The organism is Cytobacillus horneckiae, from assembly GCF_002835735.1.
Lineage (GTDB): Bacteria > Bacillota > Bacilli > Bacillales > Cytobacillaceae > Cytobacillus > Cytobacillus horneckiae.
This window is the reverse complement of the sequence record NZ_PISD01000013.1, coordinates 26,821-47,249: the sequence shown is the minus strand read 5'-3', so window position 1 is coordinate 47,249 and position 20,429 is coordinate 26,821. Positions and strand designations below refer to the sequence as shown.

Below are 20,429 nucleotides of genomic sequence, written 5' to 3'. Positions count from 1 at the left end.
GCGTAATATGACTCTATTAGTTATTGTTTAAGATTACATCAATTTTCTTTTGTATTTCTTAATGACTGAATAAGAAAGTCACATACTACTTATTAAAATAACCTGCCAATTTTGTTCTATAAGAAAAGAGACTGTATTTTTCTGAAGTGAAAGCGATGAGTCTCCAATTGAATTAATTCGACAGTTTACGATGGAAATATAGAATGATTTTGAAAAAGATGATGCATTTGCAGAACTACTCATGCTTATGAACCAATCATCAACGATGAAAGACCCTTCTCCTCAAATTCAATATCTTAACGAACAAAGTGAAGCGATGTTTAACCAAACTATCCGATTAATCGAAAAGGGGCAGAACCTTGGCCAGTTTAAACAAGAAAATGCTTCGGAAATGGCATTTTATTATTTTGCATCCTTACAAGGGTCAGCTATGATAAAACTTACCATGAGGAAACGTTACATAACACCAAGTCTTAAAATAGTAACAGAGTTTTTGATTAAGGATTATCATGTTTGAACCTGCCATTCTATCCAAGAATAATACAGCCTCCAATTGAATTTTTTGCAAGGGCAAAATATATAGAAAATGGAGTTGCAACAGCCATTATGAAATATATGTTTTTGGATTCCTTACTTTAAAGAATTGATTTAGAGGCTGCCTATACAATTTCCAATGCGTTAAATTATATAGTCCTCAACAAACAAGGCGCTTTAAATAAGTAAATCGAGAGCACATAATACCATGTATAATATGACTCTCCATTTATCTGTTAATGAGGTAACTCCCCCGTTCTTATTATTAGGTTAACCAATCTTTATTGGTTGACCTTTTTATTTTGGTTCTAGAATACTAAAGGTAAAGGTAGCCGTGGTAGAAGGTAATCCCCCGCCGTCAGATGTGGGATTAGAGACGCTAGAAAAAATTAACCTCCTGCCATTATTTTACTTTTAACATTGAATACTTTCGATAAGCTTTATAGAAACTGCTACCAAAAAAAACAACCAGAAGTGCGGGAGACAACTTTAAAAGGACAAAGGGAGTTTCAAATAAAAATGCCTTCCAGAATAATGAACCTTTCATACTCCAAAGACCTTCATGATATAACCCCGAATCAAGCATATAATAATAAGCTAAACACAGCATACCCAACCAAAATGAATAACCCATTAATCTTTTATAATAATTACCCTTTGATTGGCGATCCGAGAAGATTTCATTTTGATCATCATCTTCTTTTTGCCAATATCGAATTCCACCAAGCCAGGGGCCATTTATATAAATCCAGCCGAAGTCTTCATATATCCCTTTGTAATCTTTGAACTTTTTCTTAGGTAAATAATCTTGATAATCAAGTCGCATTACATATTTCTTGTCAGTTTTTTCGAAAGTGTATATTCCTAATCCACTAATATTTGTACAACGATAGCCTTTTTGTAATTGCTCGTTCAGCCATTGCTCCTGTTTTTCAATATCAAAAAACATCTTAAATTTCTTCATTGAATTCACTTCCTTCGTACAGGGATAAAATATGCAATAACCTGTTTTGTTCCATTTTCAAAATGGCTCTTCCATCTGCAGTTATCATATAAACTTTTCTCCGACCTGACTCTCCAACAGGTTCAATCCAACCATGCTTATTCAAGTTTTCAATCGCACCGTATAATGTTCCAGCTGCTAAAATAACAGTACTGTTACTTATCTTTTCTATCTTCTGCATTACGGCATAGCCATGGAGTGGCTCACGCAGAGCTAATAAAATATAATGCATAGTTTCAGACAACGGTAATAATTTATGTTTCATATCCTCACCCTCTATTCAGTTCAGCTATATAGTTCAACTTAATAATAACATAATGCAGTTCAACTGAATAGTCAACAACATTTTCAAAATAGGGAAAAATCAATCTAAAAAGCCGCTTTCCTTTCGTAAGGGAAAGCGACTTTTCGTATAGTCTTATTCAATTAAATGGCCCCATTGTTGAACACAAGCTAAACATCTATCTTTAATTAAACTGCCCCGATTGAGACCTAAGAAAAGAGCTTCCTTATTAAAGGAAAGCCCACGTTCATTAAAGAAAAATAAAATCATTAGAAATATTTTATTTAATTTTGATTATCATTGTACAATCTAGATAACTTTTTTTGCAAAACCAATGCTTTTTTTCTAAATAGACATTATTTTCACGAAACTTATGAGCACTAATTCTCTCTGGTCGGTTTCCACAATTCAGTCTATTCCTGTTGCTCCAATTTCCTTTGCCCAACTTTCTGCTTCTTCTAATAGCTGTTTACCTATCCCTTTATTACGATAATTTGAGTCTACCACCAGGACTACAATACGAACATATAAGCCATACAATTCATAATTACTAAGAATCATCCTTCTTCAACTAACCTGCCCTTTTGCACAATAAGAAAATTTAACAAGTCTCAATAATTTGTTGTCTTAAATTTTCAATGATTAAAGGTAATTCCCCCAAATCATCAACAATAAAGTCTGCTTCGACATTGTTCGATTGAAAATCCCTTTTCCAAATCCCTTTCATTCCTACATTTCGTGCAGCTTTTACATCATTGTCTGGATGGTCGCCAACAAATATACATTCATTAGGTGAAACATTAAGTTGGTCCAATGCTCGCTTAAATATTTGAGGATCAGGTTTCTTTATACCTTCCCATTCAGACACTAGAATAATTTCAAAAAACTTTTCAATGCCCATAGCCTTTATGTTATCCATCTGAAATTGCCCTTTACCATTGGTAATCAACCCTAAAACAAGGTTGTTGGTCCGCAATTCTTCTAACATACTATTGAGATTTGGGAAAGAGATGCAATTCTTCTTAAATTGACTTAAGTAATCTTGAAGTAATTCCTCCCAAGTTATATCAGTAATCTCAAATTCATTGACTAGTTGTTGATACACTTTATCTTTCCAAACATAACCACGATTATCTAATTCTATAAACCTTCTCACGTATTTCTCTTTTGGTATATGACCCACCAATTTATCAAGTCTGTCGAATTGATTTTGTATAAACATTTTTACTGATTCATCTCTATTTAACAAAGTTCCGTCTAAATCGAATATAACAGCTTTAATCATTCTGAACCCACACTCCCCGATAAAGGTTCTTCTATTCTTCTCTTTCGCTATTCCAGACTCCCTCTTCAACTATACTGCTCCGTTAATGCCATAGCCAAAAAGGGTATTAATTCTTCTTAGATTAATAACCCGATTGTTTAAGTGTAATAATTTAAGTGTAATCTTTCACAAAATTAGTAGGTTTTAAAATTATTTTCACATCTATTTATGTTCGTTATTACTTCTCTCATTATTTTGAAGATACATCTTTTTAAGAGTTGAATTTATATTATTCAAAGCAATAAGAATTGCCCCCAACATAACAAAGGTTACTATCTCCCCAGTATACCAAGAGACTATTCCTAAAATTACAGCATAAAGAACGTATAACCAATTACTCATTTATTCAACCTCCCAATTTACATAATTAACTAATTTTACCACAATACATCTTATTTCTTTAACTAACCTGCCACCTTTTGTACATAATAAAAGACGGTTCTTCTTAATAAAGAATCGCCTCTATTTTGATTTAAACCACTATTATGTATGAAATACTTGATTACCATTACTTTCTTAGAAGTTTATTTTTCATTACTAAAGATTTCAATAGTCCTAAAAATCCTTGAATAAACATCAAAAATGTTTATTTCATTAGCGGTATTATTATAGAGTCCGTATCCCCAATATGTTTCGTCCTCACCATTTTGGTAATATCCAGCAGCATAATCTCCTGATTTTGTATCAGGGAAATCCTCATATTCTGTCTCTTTATCGACGAAAGGTATGTAAGATTTTTTTGACTCAATAAAGAAAAAAGGAATAACCGAATTTTTGTAAGTTTTCATAATAAATACTGCGTTGTATTTTTAAGATAGATTAACTTCATTTAAATCATTTAAGTCAATAATTTCAAAAATAATGTTTTCTTCTCTTATCTTAGGAGCCTCACCAACGACACCGATATTCAAGTTCTTACCCTCATAAAACGGACTATTGTCATTTCATGATTATCATTACTACAACCGACTAAAGTTAAAAATATAAATAATAAGAGCAGTGTGAGTTTCTTATTCATTAATTTTCTCCTAATCTTAGACAAATCTAATTATTTATATATTAACATATATTTCCTCTACCTTTATAATCTTCTCAGTTGAAATCTATATTCTTATTCAACTAACCTGCCCCTTATGTGACATAAGAAATGAACAATACCATTAATCAAGTATTGCCCCGTTAGTTTAAGTGTTTTTGTTCACAAACCTGATTATCTTAAGTTATGTAAAATTAATTCCTCACCCTTCATTTTATTGCTATCTTCTTAAATACTTTTCGAAATGAAGCACTTCTTCGATTTGACATATATAGAAATGTCGATATAATGGCTTTATGGAACCTATCGATATATTTAAAGCTCTTTCTAACGAAACTAGGCTGAACATCTTACAGTGGTTAAAAGATCCAGAAAAGCACTTTCCTAAACAAGGAGCTCACCTACCTAAGGAGGTTAGTTACAAAGGTGGAGTATGTGTTGGAGATATACAAGAAAAGGCTAAAGCTTCTCAATCTACGGTGTCTCACTACTTAAATATGATGCAGAAAGCAGGATTACTGGAATCTGTTCGTTATGGTCAATGGACTTATTATAGAAGAAATGAGGAAGCTATTAGTCAGTTTGCTGAATATTTTAGTACGAAAATCTAAGTTCTTATGATTTTCGTTATTTTTTAATATTTATATCGATAATTCTAGATATCTAAATAGGGGGATTTAATAATGCGGTTTATTGCATATATTTTTGCTTTATTAGCTGGAATGGCTCTTAGTTTTGAAGGAGCTATTTACGGTGAATTAGGTAAAAATATCGGAAAATTAGAGACTAGTTTTTACAATTTTATTGTAGGAGCAATTATTCTTGGCCTATTATGGTTATTTTTTGGCAGAGGTAATTTATCATATGTAGTTAAAGCACCTAAATGGTCACTACTAGGAGGAGTTTTAGGTGTTGTTTATTTAACAGCGATAGTAATCAGCATTCCATTTGTTGGAGTGGGGATAACTATGGTTGCTGTAATTATTGGCCAACTAATAATGAGTATGGTAATTGAGCATTTTGGATGGTTAGGAACAAATAAAGTCAAAATGAATAGAGAAAAAGTTTTAGCTGTCATTTCAATGATGATAGCACTCATATTGGTTAATTAGGAGAGGTCTATATTATGGGAATTATAATGATTTTGTTTACTTTAATTGGTGGTATAACATTAAGTGCTCAATCAGCAATTAATGGATCATTCAGCCGTAAAGCAGGTACAATTGAAACTACATTTTTAACATTTATAACAGGCAGTATGTTTTTAGCACTAATTATATTATTCTTTGGTCAAGGAGATATATTTGCTATATTTGATGCACCTCTTTGGCAGCTGAGTGCTGTTTTTTTAGGAGTGCTGTTTTTACTCTTTAATGTTTTTGCTGTTACAAAAATTGGTGTCATTGCTACTAGTATTACGGTTATAATTGGACAATTAGTCATTAGTGTTGTAATTGATCACTTTGGATGGTTTAATAGTTTAATTATCCCACTTGATACTAAACGATGGTTTGCTCTATTATTTATGTTAATTGCTCTATACTTTATATTTAAAGGAAATAAACGCTCAATAGAAGAAGCAAATAAACCAGAGTAGCTTTAAAATAGTTTACTTTAAGACCTAAAGACTCCATTTTGAAAAAAGATTCATAATGGGGTCTTTCCAAATTTCCGTTAATTATTATTTAAACAAAAATTTATATTTATAGTAAAACGTTCATTTATAAAGCACTCTGGTTGTAGTAACTTGCACCTTTGTTCCCGTAAGAAAAGAGCTTCCTTATTTGAGGGAAGCCCCTGTTCCTTAAAGAAGCTAACTCAATTTAGTTAGCTTCTTTAGAGTTATTTTTCAATTTCAAAATCCTTAATATTAGCTACTGGGTACAGGACTTCATCTGGATTGAATACAGACATGGACTCTCCTTTTTGAACTCTGGCTAGCTACTAATTATTCAACAAAGATAGCTAGATTCTCCAGTGTTGATTTTAAACCGATATCATGATCTTCCTTGCGTATTCCTTTAGGAACATTTTCACAAACAATCGTGATTCTTGTGCCTTCAGCAAGGGATTCAAATAACCATTTCTGTTTCATTTCACCTGTGAACTCTGGGGATTCAGAATCAAAGATTACTAATTGAACAATCCGTTTGTCAGGAACTAACTCTAAAAACTTCCCCTGATATACGTCAGTATTTTCCGAAGTTTTTCCAGATGATTGTTGGTCTTCTTCATAAGTAAGGGTCATTTTGTAAGTTCCACCTTCACGAGGGTCAAAGTTGTCAATATGACCTGACATACCTTTAGGCGGGAGCCATGAAACTAATGATTTTGGATTTAGGAATGCCTGATAGATCGTTTGTGGTTCTGCCATAATGACTCTCGAAGCTGTATCTGTTCTATTGTCACTAGACACATTTGTCATAATAAAGCCTCCTTAAAACTTTAGTTATCGACGCATTTTTTAAGTTAAACATATATACATATAAAGATTACCCTTTTTAATGTTTGATGAAATATGATAGATAAACTTACTTTCTTAGTTCTCTTGTGTTTCCTACAATTACTTCCACATATGTTTAAAAAATCCCTTCTTCAGCTAACCTGCCCCGTTCGTCCAATAAAATAAGGTTGCCGCAGCAACCGATTAATTATCATGCCCCTATAGCGCAGACACAAAATGATCATTATATAATATTAGAACTATTTGAGAAATATTTAAGACTACAATGTTTTACATCGTCTTCAAACCTTTTTAACGTAATTCACGTCCTCCCTCACAATTTTAACCTTCACTCTGCATTTTGAAAGGTTCCAATACACACTTCAAACCCATTAACTATATGAGTTTGGCGTTTATGTCCCTAAATATTTTTAGATAAGTAATTATTTACATACATACTGTATGTATGTTAAAATTAACCAAACTAAAATAAGGAGATGGTCGTGTTGGTTAATGGTTTTTATCCAGTTATTTTAACTGAAAAGTTAGAAAAAACCGCTAATTTTTATGAAATGAATTTTGGATTTAAGCCTATTTTCAAATCAGATTGGTATGTGAGTTTAAAAATGAAGGAAAATACTGTTCCTTACGAATTAGCAATCATTGACAGTACCCATGAAACGATTCCTTCAAATTATCGTAAAGTAGTACAGGGATTGATTCTCAATTTTGAGGTTGATCATGTCGATGACGAGTATAAAAGATTAATTCATAGTGAAAAATTGCCCATCATCCAGGATATGAAAGATGAAGATTTTGGTCAAAGACATTTCATCACAAGTGACCCAAATGGGATTTTAATCGATGTAATTCAAATCATACCACCTGATGAGACTTATCGTTCTCAATTTAATGAGAAAATATGGTCTGAAAAATAATCTCTGATTCCAACACAGCAAGTATAAAAATAGCTCACAATTTAGGAAGGCATAATTTTATGAGAAAAAATAAAATGGAAACCGATGCAACTGTTCAAAAGTTACTTATAACTGCAAGAAAACATTTTACAGAAAAAGGATATGCTAACACAGCTTTAGAAGATATCGTTACAGAGACAAATATGACCAGAGGTGCTCTCTATCATCATTTTAAACATAAAAAGGGACTATTTTTACACATTTTTGACCTCGTACAAAAAGAGGTTGGAGAACGGGTTGAAAAAGAGGCTTTAAAAAGTGAAGATTCATGGCAGCAATTACTACTTGGCTGCCAGGCCTTTTTATCAGCTGTAGTTGAAGAACAGAACCTGAAAATCCTTTTAATTGACGGTCCTGCAGTCTTAGGCTGGGATGTCTTTAGATTAATTGATGAACAAAACTCAATGAGACATTTACGAGAGCAATTACAAGATATGAAAAATCAAGGATATTTAAAACCATTATCTGTGGATGCTATGACCCATTGTCTGTCAGGAGCAATGAATGAAGCAGCCCTTTGGATAGCAGGTAATCCAGATGATAAAAACGCCTTAGAAGACGCAATTGCTACAATAACGAAGCTATTGGAAGGGCTAAAGAATGAAGCAAAACAGTAACAAATCTAGTTCGTTTTTGCTTTATACATTCATTGGATTCAAATCACATTTTCAGAAGACAACCATTAAATAATTGCAATTGACCTATAAACTCTCCATTTCTATTTTGGGTATAATACCACAATGTTTTATTGCGTAGACCGGTACCAATATGCAAAATAAGATTAGCTTATTCAAGAAAAGAGCACTTTGGGTGAATATTAAAAATAAGCAAAGACTGAAAAAAGGCATGCCAAATAAGCCAGGACAGGCTATTTTTTAAAAATTACGCTGCTTTCTTTTGGCACATGGTATACTGATAGACAACACCCAATAATTTATCAAAGACTGTTTTTTCTCGTATCGGTGAGACTTTCGCCCGTTTTTCTGTAGGAGGTCAAACAGGCGAAACAGAACCTTTGATAGCTCTTGGGTGCTTTTGTTTATAGCTTGAAACAGTAATAAAAAATAATCTTTGATGATATAAATGGCTCTATATTCGCTGATTTCCCTTTTTTTCTTGTTGAGGAGTAGCTGCCGCATTTGAAACATGGTGGAAGAACAAAGAAGGATGGCAATTAGTTGACCATAGAGATGACATTCTAAGCGCTCCTTTTTGATCTCTTTACAGTGATCAATTTCAAAGAAGGACTTCCATGTTTTAAAGAGTAACTCGATTTGCCAACATAAAGAGTAAAGGTTATGAACGTATTCCATTGGAACATCATCAGATGGTGCATTGGTTATATATACATTCATCGCACTCAAGCGTTTACTCCTTTCTTTCATGACAATACCTTTCTTCTTTTCCTTTAACGCTTGGCTTTCTCGCCGTTTTCGAGTTTGTTCTTCTGTAAGTCGATGAAAAATGACTCTAGTAGGTAACTTTTGATGCTGGCTGATATAAACATCAGAAATCTCATAGGTTTGTCCAGGTTTTAATTGATTCATTATCTCTTCCATATCCAATTGAATATACTCGGATTTCTTTTTGACCTTACCATTTTTCTGGTACTCAGGATTAGGATTTCTCAGATAAATTCGAGTGTTTAATTTTAACCGAGAGATATAATAAGCCCCTTCCTCATTCATTTGATGGAGATCTTTCAAGTCAAAGTATCCTAAACAACGTATACATCAATCACTTGTTTGCACCGTTTGTAAGCAAGTAGAACCGTAGGTTTTATCATTTTGCTTACCAGGTCCTGAGTGAATATACAGGAATTGATCACTGAGAAGGTCATATTCTAATTGAATCTTTACGCCGACCGTATGGCTACTGCCTCCAAATCCTTGATAGGTGAAGGCAAATACATCTGGGAGTTGAAAGGTAGTAGAATCCAAGATTCGTATACGTCGAAACTGAGAGGTATAACGATGAGAAAGAACCTGTGAGGTAATTAGCTTTTGAGAAAGCAAGGAAGTTAAAACCTGTTGTAGAAGCCTGACAGCCGAAGGGTTGAAACGTTGATTAAGTCCTTCAGGGCTAATCAAGACTCCCGTTGAAGATTCTAGACACTGCATAACTGAGTCAAAGAAGGACTCCCTGCTTTTTGACTTAACCCCACGCATAAAGCGATTAAATCTTTGGCTTGATACTTACTCGTCCTTTGCACAAAACCCACTTTTTTGGCCACCATCCTTTCCATCATATTATAGAAAGAAATACTTTTTTTGTTTTAGGTATAGTGATTTACCTCAGCTTGATGGGTATGGGACCTCGCTAACATTTCGGAAACTTTGTACGGCAAGCATATAAAAGGATCTGTGAGGTTTTCTTTTCAAGCAAGATTTAAAAATGATGACTATAGGAGCTACTATAGAATCTGTCGAACACAAAAATATAATGAATTTTATTTGGAGGTGTAATCAATGAAAAAAAAAATCCCAAAACCAATTTTAAATCTTGGAATTTTACTATTTTTCCTTATTGGAATTTGGATTTTTAGTGAAATTAGTAGCAATATTTCTATAAAAGGAAGACAACCAACCGATATTGGCCATATTGTCTTTTATCAAGGAACCACATATTTTATAAAAGGAGAAAATATCAAGCCTTCAGATTTAGAAGGCTTTTCACATGAAGATATCATGTTTTCAAGAAAGTTTGAGGAAGTATCAAAAATTAATGATAGTGGAATGAAGTTTCTTGGAAAAGGAATAAAAAATGGTGATAAGGTGGCGATTTGGTATGAAGAAGTATTAGAATCATACCCAGCTGAAATTAAATTAATCCAAATAGAGAAAAGAGATTAATATAAAGAAACTTTTTAAAACGAGTTAAAAAATTGATTAATTACCAAATTTTATTTTTTTGACCAAAAAATGGTTTATTTTTTCAGAAAATTCATTATAATATAATTATATTATAAGAGGAGGAAATATATTGAAAAAAAACATGTTTCTAGTCGTCTTTCTATTCGCGTTTTTATTAGTTCCTATCAGTGCTTTTGCAGAAGGATCATTAGGAGAATTCAATTTTGATCAAAAAAAATCTTCACACCCCTTGGATAAAGTTAATTCAAAAGGGGAAGTAATTAAATATGAGGATTATAGTAAAAAAAGTATAGACCTAATAAATGAAACAGATAGTTTTAAAGGATCAGGGGAACTTAACCCCATTTTTGTAGGTGATTTATTAGAAATTGATTTTCAAGAACTTATACCACCAAGAATAAATGACGATAATAGAAAAAGAGAGATAACTCCATTTGTAATAATTGGGCCAGATGGAAGAGCTATGGTAAATGACACAACAATGTTTCCTTTTAGTGCTATTACGTATATCACCTTGGAATGGGCGGATGGCAGTCGTGGAACTTGCACAGGGACTTTAATCGGTAGAGATAGAGTATTAACAAATGGACATTGTGTTGTAAATGCTCAAACACAAAGAGGAATAGTCAGTGCAACAGTTCATCCCGGTGTAAGTGAAAGTACAGCATGGTTTGGTGCCTATAATGCCATAGATTATTTTGTTACCTCTAATTGGATTAATACAGGGTCAATTTCTGAAGATTACGCTGTACTTGTCCTTGCACAATCTAATGGTCGTCATGCAGGGGATCGTGCAGGTTTTGCAGGAATTAGACAAGTAAATAATATTCTGAATCAAAATATTGGAATATTCGGTTATCCAGGTGATTTGATTAGGGAAGATGAGGCTATTAATCAGTATGGTATGCGTGGAAATGTTACTAATGAAGATAGTCAAATTGCATACTATACTATCGATACATCACCAGGTCAATCAGGTTCTGCCATGTTAAATACAAACAATCAAGTGATAGGTGTACATAGTAGTGGATATACTGATCGAGATAATAATCCACTATTCAACGGAGGACCTAAGATGAATAATTTTATGTTTGAATTTGTATCAAGTGCTATAAATTGATAAGAGGCCAATTCCCTTAACGTACAGGGATTTGGCTTTTTTCGTGTTTGCTTACCGTACAAAATTTCCGAAATGTTGGCGGTACCCCATCACCATCAAGCTTAGAAACAAGATAACCCTCAAAACAAAAATATTGTTTTGGGGTATTAAAAAATATTAAATTGCTGGCAATGCGGCAAGACCCCAATTAGAATTAATCAATAATAAATATTTAATTAAGCTCTTTGTTCAACAAACCTGCCCATTAAGTTAAAAAAGACCGCCATTGTGACGATCTCCTTGTTGTGCTATAGCACCCGTAATGTTTAATAACGTTATTTAACTATTACTTTTCCAACCATTCCTTCATTGAAATGGTACCGACATAACAGTTCATATGTACCTGGCTTATTCGGTTTCACGGTAATGGTTTTTTCTTTTCCCGGCTGAAGCTCGACATCAATTCCGAGCTTTTCCACCGTGAAAGTGTGTTCCTTATTACCTTTGTTTTTTAATATTAATGTTGTCGTTTTTCCATTGGAAATAGTGATGTCTTTCGGATTAAAGTAATCATCGTTCAGCTCGACTTCAATATTTTTCACCATCTCCATAGGTTGTGTTTCGTTACTGGATTCGGCAAATACGCCGTGCAAGCCTGCAGTGTTTACACCCACAATGATCGTAAGTAAAACTACCAAACCTTTTAAATACTTTTTAACAAGCATTTGCAAGCCCTCCTTTCCTATTCATTATTTTGTTCAATTCATAAAATATTATTACGATAAACTGGGTTCCAACTTGCTTTTAAATAGTAACTCTTTTATTTGAAAACAGTGACAATAGAGAAGGATTTCCCAATTAATAATAGTAAAACTTCATATAATGATTAGTGAACATAGAAAGTTTTTAACAAAATTGGACTAAATAAAAAAACTGATCATACATGATCAGCTTTTGGTTTTATTTAGAATGAATAAAAAACAGACCAATTAGATTCGATTGCATAACTGTTTAACTCTTTATTTCGTCTTAAATTAATATCACTACAAAACAATTTCATTCTTCAAGAACTGCAAAATTTTTTATACTATTTTTATTGAAAAAGATGGTGTAATATTCGATCTTTATCTTCAAAAAATTGCTTCATAATTGAATAATGCTCTGTATCCTCCAATTTGGACTCACTAATTCCATTTTCTCTAAGTTGAATGATTTTTGCATTCGGATAAGCCATAATAATTGGCGAATGAGTAGAAATAATAAATTGAGACCCTTGATTAACAAGATCATTGATTCTAGCTAGCATCGACATTTGTCTTAATGGTGATAAGGCTGCTTCTGGCTCATCTAAGATGTATAAACCATTTCCTTGAAAACGCTCGTTAAATGCTGCAAAAAAAGATTCTCCATGTGATTGTTCATGTAGTGATTTACCTCCGTAGGAATCTATAATTTTACGACCAAATTTTTGTTCTTTATCTAATTCTTCTATATTGGTTGCTACATTATAAAAGGTTTCAGCTCTAAAGAAAAAATAATCCTCCGCCCTGTTCGATCCCTTTATTAAACGAAGGTACTCGTCTAAATTTGAATGGGAATCATAACTAGAAAAATTAAAGTTTAATGTACCTCCTTCTGGATTAAACCCTAAAGCCTTAGCTATACCCTCCAGTAAAGTTGACTTTCCCATTCCATTTTCACCAATAATATAAGTTACATTTGGATGAAACACTAATTTTTGCAAATTTTGAATCACTGGTAAATTAAGAGGAAAATGGTCGTACGATATATTATATTCTCGTTTAAGATATATTGCTCTAATGTACTGAGAATCTTGATTTAACATCACCAATGAAATAATCACCTCATCTAAACATTTAAGTCTCTTTTTTTTTGCATTACTATATAAATACTACCATAAAAATCCATGGATCCTTCAACTAAATTGCCCATTTAGCTACATAACAAAAGGGCTCCCCCTTTTTCAAGGAAAGCCCCCGTTCGTAGCAGAATGGGATAACACCACTTTTCATCTCATCTACCCTTCAATACTCCATTCACTTAGAGAAGTTTAAATTTACTTACCTGTTTGTTTAATTGTTCTGCTAAACCTGCCAATTGCTCTGCACTACCGGTGACTTCTTCCATAGAGCTTCCTGTTTGTTCAGTTGCAGCTGAGGTCTGTTCAACACCAGCGGATGATTCTTGGCTAATCGCAGCGATTTCCTGAACAGATTGGTTCATTTTCACACTGTTATTTGCTACATCAGATAAACTATTTGAAATGAATTGAATGCTTTCTACCATTGCTCCAACAGATGCATTTATTTCCTTAAATGTTTTGCTCGTATGATCAATTTGTTCAGTTCCTTTTGTAACTTCCTCTGAACCTTTTGTTAATGACGATACAACAACTTCAAACTGCCCTTGAATATCTTCAACTATACGAGTGATATCCTTAACTGATTGAGCTGTTTGCCCTGCTAATTTTTTCACTTCAATAGCAACAACGGCAAACCCTTTTCCTGCTTCTCCAGCTCTAGCAGCTTCTATGGCTGCGTTTAGAGATAAAAGACTCGTTTGATCAGCAACATTGTTAATGACTACAACCAAGTTAGTTATTTCTTTCGATTTTTCATATAGCGTTTCAACTTTTTCTACTACATCATTAACTACAGAATTAATTTGTTTCATCTGGTTACTGGAAGAATCCATTAATTCTTGTCCATCATTTGTCATGTGCAGAACCTCGTTGGATGAAGATTCAATTTCTTTCCCATAATGATCTGCTTCTTCAACTTTTATTGTAAAGTTTGAGGCGATAGATGCTAATTCAGTGGATTTTGAAGCTAGCTGTTCGGAGCCATTTGCTAGTTCTTGCATGGTTATAGAAACTTGCTCTGCTCCGGATGCTACTTCTCCTGCAGATTGCGTTAACTCTTCACTATGACTTGCTACTGTTTCTGATACATCAGAAATATCAAGTAAAATAGTTTTCAAGTCTGCTTGTAGTTCATTCATAGATTGTGCTAAGTGCCCAATTTCATCATTTGTAAGTTCTGTTAGAGGCTCTTGTGATAAATCTCCTGAGCCGATTCGTTTCATTCGTTCCATTACATTTTTAATTGGGGTTATTATTATTTTTGCTGTACTCATTGCAATTAATAAAGCAATCACAATTACGCTAAGAGAAATGATTATATTGGTTAATATGATTCTTTCTCCATTTTCAATAATTTCTATTGCAATTTCCTTAATTTTACCTTCATTTTCAGTAGCTATGCCTTTGAATCCTGTAATCAATTCTTTCTCTAATGGCTGAACTTCTTTAATTAAGGTATTTATTGCTTCTTCTTTATTTCCTTCATCCCATTCTGCCAGTACTTGATTGCTTAAATTTCCCCATTCAACTTTTTTTTCGATAAGCTCTTTTGCTCTTTCAGAATCCGAAAGCTCTAAAATCCTATTTTCTAAGACAATACTTTCTTCAATACCGTTTTCAAACTGGATACGATACGATTCGTCATTTGATAAAAAATATGCTTGCAAAAGACTCGTTCTCTCTGCCATATTTGCTGCAATTTTTTCATTGTTAATCAATAAAGGAAGATCGTGCAAAGTTCTTTCCATATTCTGATTAATGTTACTTATGGAATAGATAATAAAACCATTTGAGGCCATAGTCATTAAAATTACAATAGAAAACCCCATCATTAGTTTTAACCTTAAGCTTAGTTTACTTAAAAATTTTCTCATCTTTACTTACTCCTCGTATTTTCTTCTTAAGCAGTATAGGTTTAAGTTCAGTACTTGTTTTGTCTATATTCAAAGTAGAAGGGAGCATTCTATAATTTGCATAAAAAAGGAGACCAGTAATCATTTTATGGCCTCTAATAAATAATCATTTTAATACGACTTTTCCAACAAGCTAAATATCCTTAATATCGTACATTTTAATATTTATCTACTTTTTTCAATTGAATTCTAAGTAAAACCCCTGTAGTTAATGCTTAGTATTAGACATTACTATTTAGTCTCTGAAATCTTCTATACTTATATCCAAACATCTATATTATCGGCACTTTAATCCACAAATAAAGCGATTTTTACTAAATTTAATGGAAGATGGAAGTAAATTTTACAGAACATTTTTTTATAATATAGAAGTAACAACTCATATTGTAATAAATATACTTTCAATCTCAGAAAAGGATCAAAATTAAGAAGAACCGGTTATTAACACACCGGTTCCTAGCACTCATCACGATTTCAAACGAATTTGTTAATGACTATAAAATTGGTTCACTTCAGTCAGATGCTTGCCCCTCATTGTATGCGTTTTGGTAACTTTACACTAGTAGATGGTAGTTTGGCATAACCTCTTCATAAATATCTGCAAACTTCATGGCATCTGGACGATTCCATATTTTAGATTTCAGACATTGTGGCTAAAGTATCGATTGGAATAGCTCCAGCTTGTATTACACGAGAAAGTGTAATATCTGTAGCCAATACTTGCTCGTTTTCTCTTCCCTTGTAGAAAGCGATTTTACAGTTGTCTGGACGAGAATATGTGAGTTATTCCTCTGTAGGGAGCGTTTCACTTGGGGATTGTCGAGTAAACTGGTTTTTTCCGCTGGAGACTGAATATATTTATAATAAGTATATTCAGTCTCCAGCATTTCTAGCTTTCCATAACTGTTCTGCTTTTTAAAATCTGCTTTTTCATGTTTTCTTCTTTACGCTGATATATGTTAATTCGGATGAGGGCTATAATTACAAGCAGCGTCCCTACTACATCGAAAATGGTTATTTTATATCCTTGTATCATCATAATAACTAATGTAGTAATTGGAACGAAATTAATAAATAAAATGCCATTTACAGATGATAAAATTTTCACGCCATAGTTCCAACTAAGTAATGCCACAATACCTGGTAATATCATCATAAACAATAAATCGTATTTAATAGTAAAAATCGTTTCCATACTAGGTACTGGCACATGCCCTAGCATTGTGATTATTATCGTTAAGATACCTGTTACAGCTGTGCCCAATACACATGTCAAAGTTGAATAACGAAGGGTAGACCAGTCTCGAAATGTTTGCCCGCCCATTGTGTAGATTACCCATCCGATAACGCCAATTAACATAAAGGATAATGAAAACAAGCTATCCCCTAATGTAAGAAAGAAACTCATATCCCCATTAGTAATAACAAAAACAGCTCCAATAAATGCAAGAATCATGCTTATTATCATGTACTTCTTCGGTTTAACTTGTTTATAGCCCCACAGAATTCCAATTGAAATCATCGGCATAAGTGCTTCCATAATCGACGCTACCATAACACCTGATTTCCCCATTAACATCTGACCTAAGAAAATAAGCACGTTATATACAGTAAATGCCATGGTCCCGAAGAAGACGAGTAGCTTTCCTTTTCCCTCTAAACGAAATGCCTTCATACCTTCTTTCATCAATAGTAAAATGACTAAAACAACCGAAACTGCCCCATATCGAATCATCGAAAAGTAGAATGGATCTATATACTCTAGTGCATGATCTGCAACTGGAAACATTGCTCCCCAGGACATACTAGCGATTAAACAAGCTATCGCACCTACAATCATTTGACCCTTTCTCATGGTTATCCCCCGTTTCATATAATCTCTAATCCAATGAGAATTATAAAAAAGAAAGCATATCACGTAAAATGATTGAAAATGATACTAATCATCACTTATAATGATACCTTGTATTAAGGGGGGAATTTTAATGGAACTGCGTGACTTACAAATTTTCAAAAGTGTTGCACACCATGGAAGCGTCAGTAATGCCGCAAAGGAATTAAATTATGTTCAATCTAATGTAACAGCACGTATTAAGCAACTAGAGAAAGAGCTAAAAACGCCACTTTTCTATCGACATAAAAAAGGAATGACGTTAAATCCGGAAGGGAGAAAAATGGTTGAATACGTTAATAAAATTTTGCAGGATGTTGAAGAACTGAGACAAGTTTTTCTTGACAGTGATACACCAACTGGAACCATAAAAATCGGAACAGTTGAAACAGTGCGAACGTTACCAGCCATTGTAGCCTCTTACTATAATCGATATCCAAATGTTGATTTATCACTACAAGCTGGTTTAACGGAGGAACTCATAAAAGAAGTAGCCGACCACAAATTAGATGGCGCCTTTATAACAGGACCTATTAAACATCCACTTTTAGAACAATATGATGTATGTACAGAAAAACTCGTTCTTGTTACGCAAAATGAAACCTTTCATATAGATGAATTTATAGCAACACCGCTCCTTGTTTCTAATCAAGGATGCGGATATCGTTCTAAATTAGAACGCTGGCTAAAAGATGAAGGAATACCCCCAAAAAGAATTATGGAATTCAACATATTAGAGACAATTTTAAATAGTGTTGCACTTGGCCTTGGAATTACTCTTGTACCAGAATCAACTGTTGAGAACCTCTCAACTAGTGGCAGCGTTCATTGTCACCCCATACCAGAAAAATACAGTAGCATTTCAACCGTTTTTATACGTCGAAAAGATGTATATATGACAAATTCAATGCAATGCTTTTTAACAACAATTAAAGAGCATCGTATATAAGGATGTTTTCATAAGTTTATGTGATTAAAATGAAAAAATCGGTTTCTTACACTCTAAGAAACCGACTTATTTTTACTATATATAAATAGTACTTCATGATTGCCCGATCCTGTTCGGAGGAACTAATCAACGTAGTGAAAAAACGACCGAATTAGAAGTATGGAGTTGTTTGGAATCATAAAGAAAGTAATATGGTAAACCGTTAATAAATCTAATTCTGGGACCAAGTGTTTTAGTCTCTTTTTTTTGCATACGGTTATTTCCTTTACATTTAAATCCAGAACTAATTTGCCCCGTTTGTGACATAAGAAAAGAGCGATCAATCGTTTTGAAGAAACTCCCCCATTAATAAAAAGTAATTTAATTTATTAATTGATTCAATTATAATATCTGGTCTATCAAAATGAATGAAATGACTTGCGTTTTGTGCGAATATCAACGCCTAATTTCACTCACCTCTTGCCTATATTTTATCAATAAATATTAGATTCTTCTTGTTAACCTAGACTGCCGCTTTTGTTCCAAATACCGTTGAACAAGGATTGACCCCATTTGATTAATAACAAAAGCTACCAAAAAGGCAACTCATTGTAATAAAGCTTTTACATGAAAAGTTTTAATCATATGGTTTTATTTCTGTATCATTCTTAGTCATATGAGGATTGAACCATACGCCCGATTATAGCGACTGACTGGTGATGGCAAAAGTGTTTTTAATGGAAAATATCATATAATCCCACTATAAAAAAGAAATTGAACTAAAATTTTACATGCGTTATAATAGTTTGGGTGAAAAGGAGGTGTATATTATGAATAGCAAACAAATTAAACAGCAGTCACTTCAATCGTTAAAAGGAAATTGGGGGATAGGAGCTCTATTTACATTTATTTATTTCCTTATTTCTTCTGTTCCGACCGTTGTGGTAGAAATGGTACTCATTCCATATCCCGAGTGGGAAGAAACTTTAAGCTATGCAGTAATAAATTTAGCAATTGCTATTATTTTATTACCATTCGCTATCACTTTTATGCTTGCCTATTTAACGATGGTCAGAGATTCAAAACTGCGTATTGGAGAGTTATTTACCGGGTTTAAGTATTTCAGCTTCTTCAGGGCGATAGGGATATCTATTTTACAAAGTATTTATATTTTCTTTTGGACATTATTATTGATTATTCCAGGGATTATTAAAGGTATGGCTTATTCACAAGCGGTGTACATTTTACGTGATCACCCTGAACTATCGGTGAATCAAGCGATCACAGAAAGTAGAAAGATGATGCATGGACATAAGTGGAGGTATTTCGTACTTAACCTAAGCTTTATCGGATGGGCGATTCTTGGTATTTTCACTTTAGGTATCGGTTATCTTTGGTTATCATCTTACTTCCTAACAGCTCATGCTCATTTCTACGAAGATTTAAAGACGAGCCAAGCTAAAGAGAAACAAGCAATCGTTTAGCTGTAAACTAAACGGTTGTAAGGCAAATAAGACGCTACAGAATCTCGGTAGAAAAGGAATAAAAAAAAGTGATGCTGATGGTTACCTTTAGCATCACTTTTTTATCTAAATTTATTTATCAATGATAGCCCTGTTAGTACAATACTGTTTTACTTAATTAGTAAATTAACAAATGGTTTAATCATTCATTAGAGATCTCATAGTACGTATCATAAAGGTTTTTATAGTTATCTTTTAGCTTAATAATGTTAGAGGGATCATTTGAAATAATATCAATAGCACCACTGCTCCCATATAATAAATATTCATTGGAATAGAATGAAATATATGCTCCTGTAAATCTTTTTTTAACACTAAAACAATAATTAGATACATATAAATGATCTAAGTTTTTTATAGAAGCATAAACTACTCCATCATTTGTATCGCCTTCTATACTACATGTTCTTTCCAATCACTTGCGTTTTACATTGAAAATATATTCAGAAACAAAGATAGCATTTAAATCTTTATTCTCATTAAATATTGATTAATAATTATAGGTTAACTCTACTTTGCTTCTATCGTATCCGATAGTCTTCATGGACTTAGAAAAAAGGTGTCACTTGAGTACAGTCAAAATCAATATTAAAGTCTTTTAATTTTACCAAAATGTATCAATCTCCTATTCTCTATTTCGGCATCATAGGTTCCTGAACGTGTTTTCCTTGAACCTGAATTTTTTATATAGCTGGCGCCTTTCCATACTCCTCCATCAAT

General features: G+C 33.1%; 21 protein-coding genes and 2 pseudogenes. 10 read left to right on the top strand and 13 right to left on the bottom strand.

From position 1 onward, the window contains the following. The first annotated feature begins 241 nt into the window (after positions 1-241). The gene (locus tag CWS20_RS06885) at positions 242-517 is read left to right on the top strand and encodes a hypothetical protein (RefSeq protein WP_066192610.1); all 276 of its coding nucleotides are present in this window, start codon (positions 242-244) and stop codon (positions 515-517) included. Positions 518-937: 420 nt separating this feature from the next. Here CWS20_RS06885 and CWS20_RS06880 read toward each other — a convergent pair whose 3' ends face one another. The 6 genes from CWS20_RS06880 to CWS20_RS06855 all read right to left on the bottom strand — a co-directional run bounded on the left by CWS20_RS06880 (position 938) and on the right by CWS20_RS06855 (position 3,932). Continuing rightward, a complete protein-coding gene (locus CWS20_RS06880) occupies positions 938-1,498 on the bottom strand; it encodes a DUF2812 domain-containing protein (RefSeq protein ID WP_066192608.1) in 561 nt (186 codons plus the stop codon). After that, entirely contained in the window at positions 1,485-1,802 is a 318-nt protein-coding gene (locus CWS20_RS06875) for a PadR family transcriptional regulator (RefSeq protein ID WP_066192606.1), read from the bottom strand. The genes CWS20_RS06880 and CWS20_RS06875 overlap by 14 nt, the downstream gene beginning before the upstream one ends. A gap of 426 nt (positions 1,803-2,228) precedes the next feature. Then, positions 2,229-2,381: a GNAT family N-acetyltransferase gene (locus CWS20_RS06870; protein WP_083957223.1), complete on the bottom strand. Its 153-nt coding sequence runs from the start codon at positions 2,379-2,381 to the stop codon at positions 2,229-2,231. 40 nt (positions 2,382-2,421) lie between these two features. After that, positions 2,422-3,105: an HAD family hydrolase gene (locus tag CWS20_RS06865; protein ID WP_066194194.1), complete on the bottom strand. Its 684-nt coding sequence runs from the start codon at positions 3,103-3,105 to the stop codon at positions 2,422-2,424. Positions 3,106-3,306: 201 nt separating this feature from the next. Then, positions 3,307-3,486, bottom strand: a complete 180-nt coding sequence (locus CWS20_RS06860) for a hypothetical protein (RefSeq protein WP_066192604.1) — start codon at positions 3,484-3,486, stop codon at positions 3,307-3,309. Between the two features lie 182 nt (positions 3,487-3,668). Next, positions 3,669-3,932 carry a hypothetical protein gene (locus CWS20_RS06855; RefSeq protein WP_206605387.1) on the bottom strand — a complete coding sequence of 88 codons (264 nt, stop codon included), beginning with the start codon at positions 3,930-3,932 and terminating at the stop codon, positions 3,669-3,671. Positions 3,933-4,476: 544 nt separating this feature from the next. Between CWS20_RS06855 and CWS20_RS06850 the strand changes: the two genes are divergently transcribed. The 3 genes from CWS20_RS06850 (at position 4,477) to CWS20_RS06840 (ending at position 5,777) form a co-directional block, all read left to right on the top strand. Next, positions 4,477-4,791 (top strand): ArsR/SmtB family transcription factor, encoded by a 315-nt coding sequence (locus CWS20_RS06850; protein ID WP_066192602.1) that lies wholly within the window; start codon positions 4,477-4,479, stop codon positions 4,789-4,791. 72 nt (positions 4,792-4,863) lie between these two features. Then, positions 4,864-5,292: a DMT family transporter gene (locus CWS20_RS06845; protein WP_066192601.1), complete on the top strand. Its 429-nt coding sequence runs from the start codon at positions 4,864-4,866 to the stop codon at positions 5,290-5,292. A gap of 14 nt (positions 5,293-5,306) precedes the next feature. Continuing rightward, entirely contained in the window at positions 5,307-5,777 is a 471-nt protein-coding gene (locus CWS20_RS06840) for a DMT family transporter (RefSeq protein WP_066192600.1), read from the top strand. A 351-nt stretch (positions 5,778-6,128) separates the two neighbouring features. Here the strand turns inward: CWS20_RS06840 and CWS20_RS06835 are convergent, their stop codons facing one another. Further along, entirely contained in the window at positions 6,129-6,605 is a 477-nt protein-coding gene (locus CWS20_RS06835) for an SRPBCC domain-containing protein (protein WP_066192598.1), read from the bottom strand. Between the two features lie 521 nt (positions 6,606-7,126). Between CWS20_RS06835 and CWS20_RS06830 the strand changes: the two genes are divergently transcribed. After that, positions 7,127-7,561, top strand: coding sequence for a VOC family protein (locus tag CWS20_RS06830; RefSeq protein WP_066192596.1), 435 nt, complete (start codon positions 7,127-7,129; stop codon positions 7,559-7,561). Positions 7,562-7,620: 59 nt separating this feature from the next. Then, on the top strand, positions 7,621-8,217 hold the full coding sequence (locus CWS20_RS06825) for a TetR/AcrR family transcriptional regulator (RefSeq protein WP_066192594.1): 597 nt from the start codon (positions 7,621-7,623) through the stop codon (positions 8,215-8,217). A gap of 265 nt (positions 8,218-8,482) precedes the next feature. Here the strand turns inward: CWS20_RS06825 and CWS20_RS06820 are convergent. Then, positions 8,483-9,848: pseudogene (locus tag CWS20_RS06820) on the bottom strand (IS4 family transposase). A 220-nt stretch (positions 9,849-10,068) separates the two neighbouring features. Here CWS20_RS06820 and CWS20_RS06815 point away from each other — a divergent pair. Together CWS20_RS06815 and CWS20_RS06810 are read left to right on the top strand one after the other, a co-directional pair. Then, on the top strand, positions 10,069-10,452 hold the full coding sequence (locus CWS20_RS06815; protein ID WP_066192590.1) for a DUF3221 domain-containing protein: 384 nt from the start codon (positions 10,069-10,071) through the stop codon (positions 10,450-10,452). 130 nt (positions 10,453-10,582) lie between these two features. After that, entirely contained in the window at positions 10,583-11,593 is a 1,011-nt protein-coding gene (locus tag CWS20_RS06810; RefSeq protein ID WP_066192588.1) for a trypsin-like serine peptidase, read from the top strand. Positions 11,594-11,907: 314 nt separating this feature from the next. On the opposite strand, the gene CWS20_RS06805 is transcribed toward CWS20_RS06810, so the two are convergent. The 4 genes from CWS20_RS06805 to CWS20_RS06790 all read right to left on the bottom strand — a co-directional run bounded on the left by CWS20_RS06805 (position 11,908) and on the right by CWS20_RS06790 (position 17,222). Continuing rightward, a complete protein-coding gene (locus tag CWS20_RS06805; RefSeq protein WP_066192586.1) occupies positions 11,908-12,297 on the bottom strand; it encodes a cupredoxin domain-containing protein in 390 nt (129 codons plus the stop codon). A gap of 368 nt (positions 12,298-12,665) precedes the next feature. Beyond that, on the bottom strand, positions 12,666-13,418 hold the full coding sequence (locus CWS20_RS06800; protein WP_066194192.1) for an AAA family ATPase: 753 nt from the start codon (positions 13,416-13,418) through the stop codon (positions 12,666-12,668). Positions 13,419-13,633: 215 nt separating this feature from the next. Then, positions 13,634-15,328, bottom strand: a complete 1,695-nt coding sequence (locus CWS20_RS28600; protein WP_066192584.1) for a methyl-accepting chemotaxis protein — start codon at positions 15,326-15,328, stop codon at positions 13,634-13,636. Positions 15,329-16,256: 928 nt separating this feature from the next. Then, positions 16,257-17,222, bottom strand: coding sequence for a DMT family transporter (locus CWS20_RS06790; RefSeq protein WP_066192582.1), 966 nt, complete (start codon positions 17,220-17,222; stop codon positions 16,257-16,259). Between the two features lie 130 nt (positions 17,223-17,352). On the opposite strand from CWS20_RS06790, the gene CWS20_RS06785 reads away from it, so the two are divergent. Further along, on the top strand, positions 17,353-18,207 hold the full coding sequence (locus CWS20_RS06785; protein WP_066192580.1) for a LysR family transcriptional regulator: 855 nt from the start codon (positions 17,353-17,355) through the stop codon (positions 18,205-18,207). Positions 18,208-19,016: 809 nt separating this feature from the next. After that, complete coding sequence (locus tag CWS20_RS06780) at positions 19,017-19,670, top strand: DUF975 family protein (RefSeq protein WP_066192578.1); 654 nt, start codon at positions 19,017-19,019, stop codon at positions 19,668-19,670. A gap of 656 nt (positions 19,671-20,326) precedes the next feature. Here CWS20_RS06780 and CWS20_RS28595 read toward each other — a convergent pair. Then, positions 20,327-20,426, bottom strand: a pseudogene (locus tag CWS20_RS28595) (toxin C-terminal domain-containing protein); the annotation flags it as partial. Between the last annotated feature and the right edge of the window lie 3 nt (positions 20,427-20,429).

Excerpts from the sequence above, each read along its gene's own strand:
- CWS20_RS06885 (WP_066192610.1), top strand. The coding sequence starts at position 242 with ATGCTTATGAACCAATCATCAACGATGAAAGACCCTTCTCCTCAAATT.
- CWS20_RS06880 (WP_066192608.1), bottom strand. The coding sequence starts at position 1,498 with ATGAAGAAATTTAAGATGTTTTTTGATATTGAAAAACAGGAGCAATGG.
- CWS20_RS06875 (WP_066192606.1), bottom strand. The coding sequence starts at position 1,802 with ATGAAACATAAATTATTACCGTTGTCTGAAACTATGCATTATATTTTA.
- CWS20_RS06870 (WP_083957223.1), bottom strand. The coding sequence starts at position 2,381 with ATGATTCTTAGTAATTATGAATTGTATGGCTTATATGTTCGTATTGTA.
- CWS20_RS06865 (WP_066194194.1), bottom strand. The coding sequence starts at position 3,105 with ATGATTAAAGCTGTTATATTCGATTTAGACGGAACTTTGTTAAATAGA.
- CWS20_RS06860 (WP_066192604.1), bottom strand. The coding sequence starts at position 3,486 with ATGAGTAATTGGTTATACGTTCTTTATGCTGTAATTTTAGGAATAGTC.
- CWS20_RS06855 (WP_206605387.1), bottom strand. The coding sequence starts at position 3,932 with ATGAAAACTTACAAAAATTCGGTTATTCCTTTTTTCTTTATTGAGTCA.
- CWS20_RS06850 (WP_066192602.1), top strand. The coding sequence starts at position 4,477 with ATGGAACCTATCGATATATTTAAAGCTCTTTCTAACGAAACTAGGCTG.
- CWS20_RS06845 (WP_066192601.1), top strand. The coding sequence starts at position 4,864 with ATGCGGTTTATTGCATATATTTTTGCTTTATTAGCTGGAATGGCTCTT.
- CWS20_RS06840 (WP_066192600.1), top strand. The coding sequence starts at position 5,307 with ATGGGAATTATAATGATTTTGTTTACTTTAATTGGTGGTATAACATTA.
- CWS20_RS06835 (WP_066192598.1), bottom strand. The coding sequence starts at position 6,605 with ATGACAAATGTGTCTAGTGACAATAGAACAGATACAGCTTCGAGAGTC.
- CWS20_RS06825 (WP_066192594.1), top strand. The coding sequence starts at position 7,621 with ATGAGAAAAAATAAAATGGAAACCGATGCAACTGTTCAAAAGTTACTT.
- CWS20_RS06815 (WP_066192590.1), top strand. The coding sequence starts at position 10,069 with ATGAAAAAAAAAATCCCAAAACCAATTTTAAATCTTGGAATTTTACTA.
- CWS20_RS06805 (WP_066192586.1), bottom strand. The coding sequence starts at position 12,297 with ATGCTTGTTAAAAAGTATTTAAAAGGTTTGGTAGTTTTACTTACGATC.
- CWS20_RS06800 (WP_066194192.1), bottom strand. The coding sequence starts at position 13,418 with ATGTTAAATCAAGATTCTCAGTACATTAGAGCAATATATCTTAAACGA.
- CWS20_RS28600 (WP_066192584.1), bottom strand. The coding sequence starts at position 15,328 with ATGAGAAAATTTTTAAGTAAACTAAGCTTAAGGTTAAAACTAATGATG.
- CWS20_RS06790 (WP_066192582.1), bottom strand. The coding sequence starts at position 17,222 with ATGAGAAAGGGTCAAATGATTGTAGGTGCGATAGCTTGTTTAATCGCT.
- CWS20_RS06785 (WP_066192580.1), top strand. The coding sequence starts at position 17,353 with ATGGAACTGCGTGACTTACAAATTTTCAAAAGTGTTGCACACCATGGA.
- CWS20_RS06780 (WP_066192578.1), top strand. The coding sequence starts at position 19,017 with ATGAATAGCAAACAAATTAAACAGCAGTCACTTCAATCGTTAAAAGGA.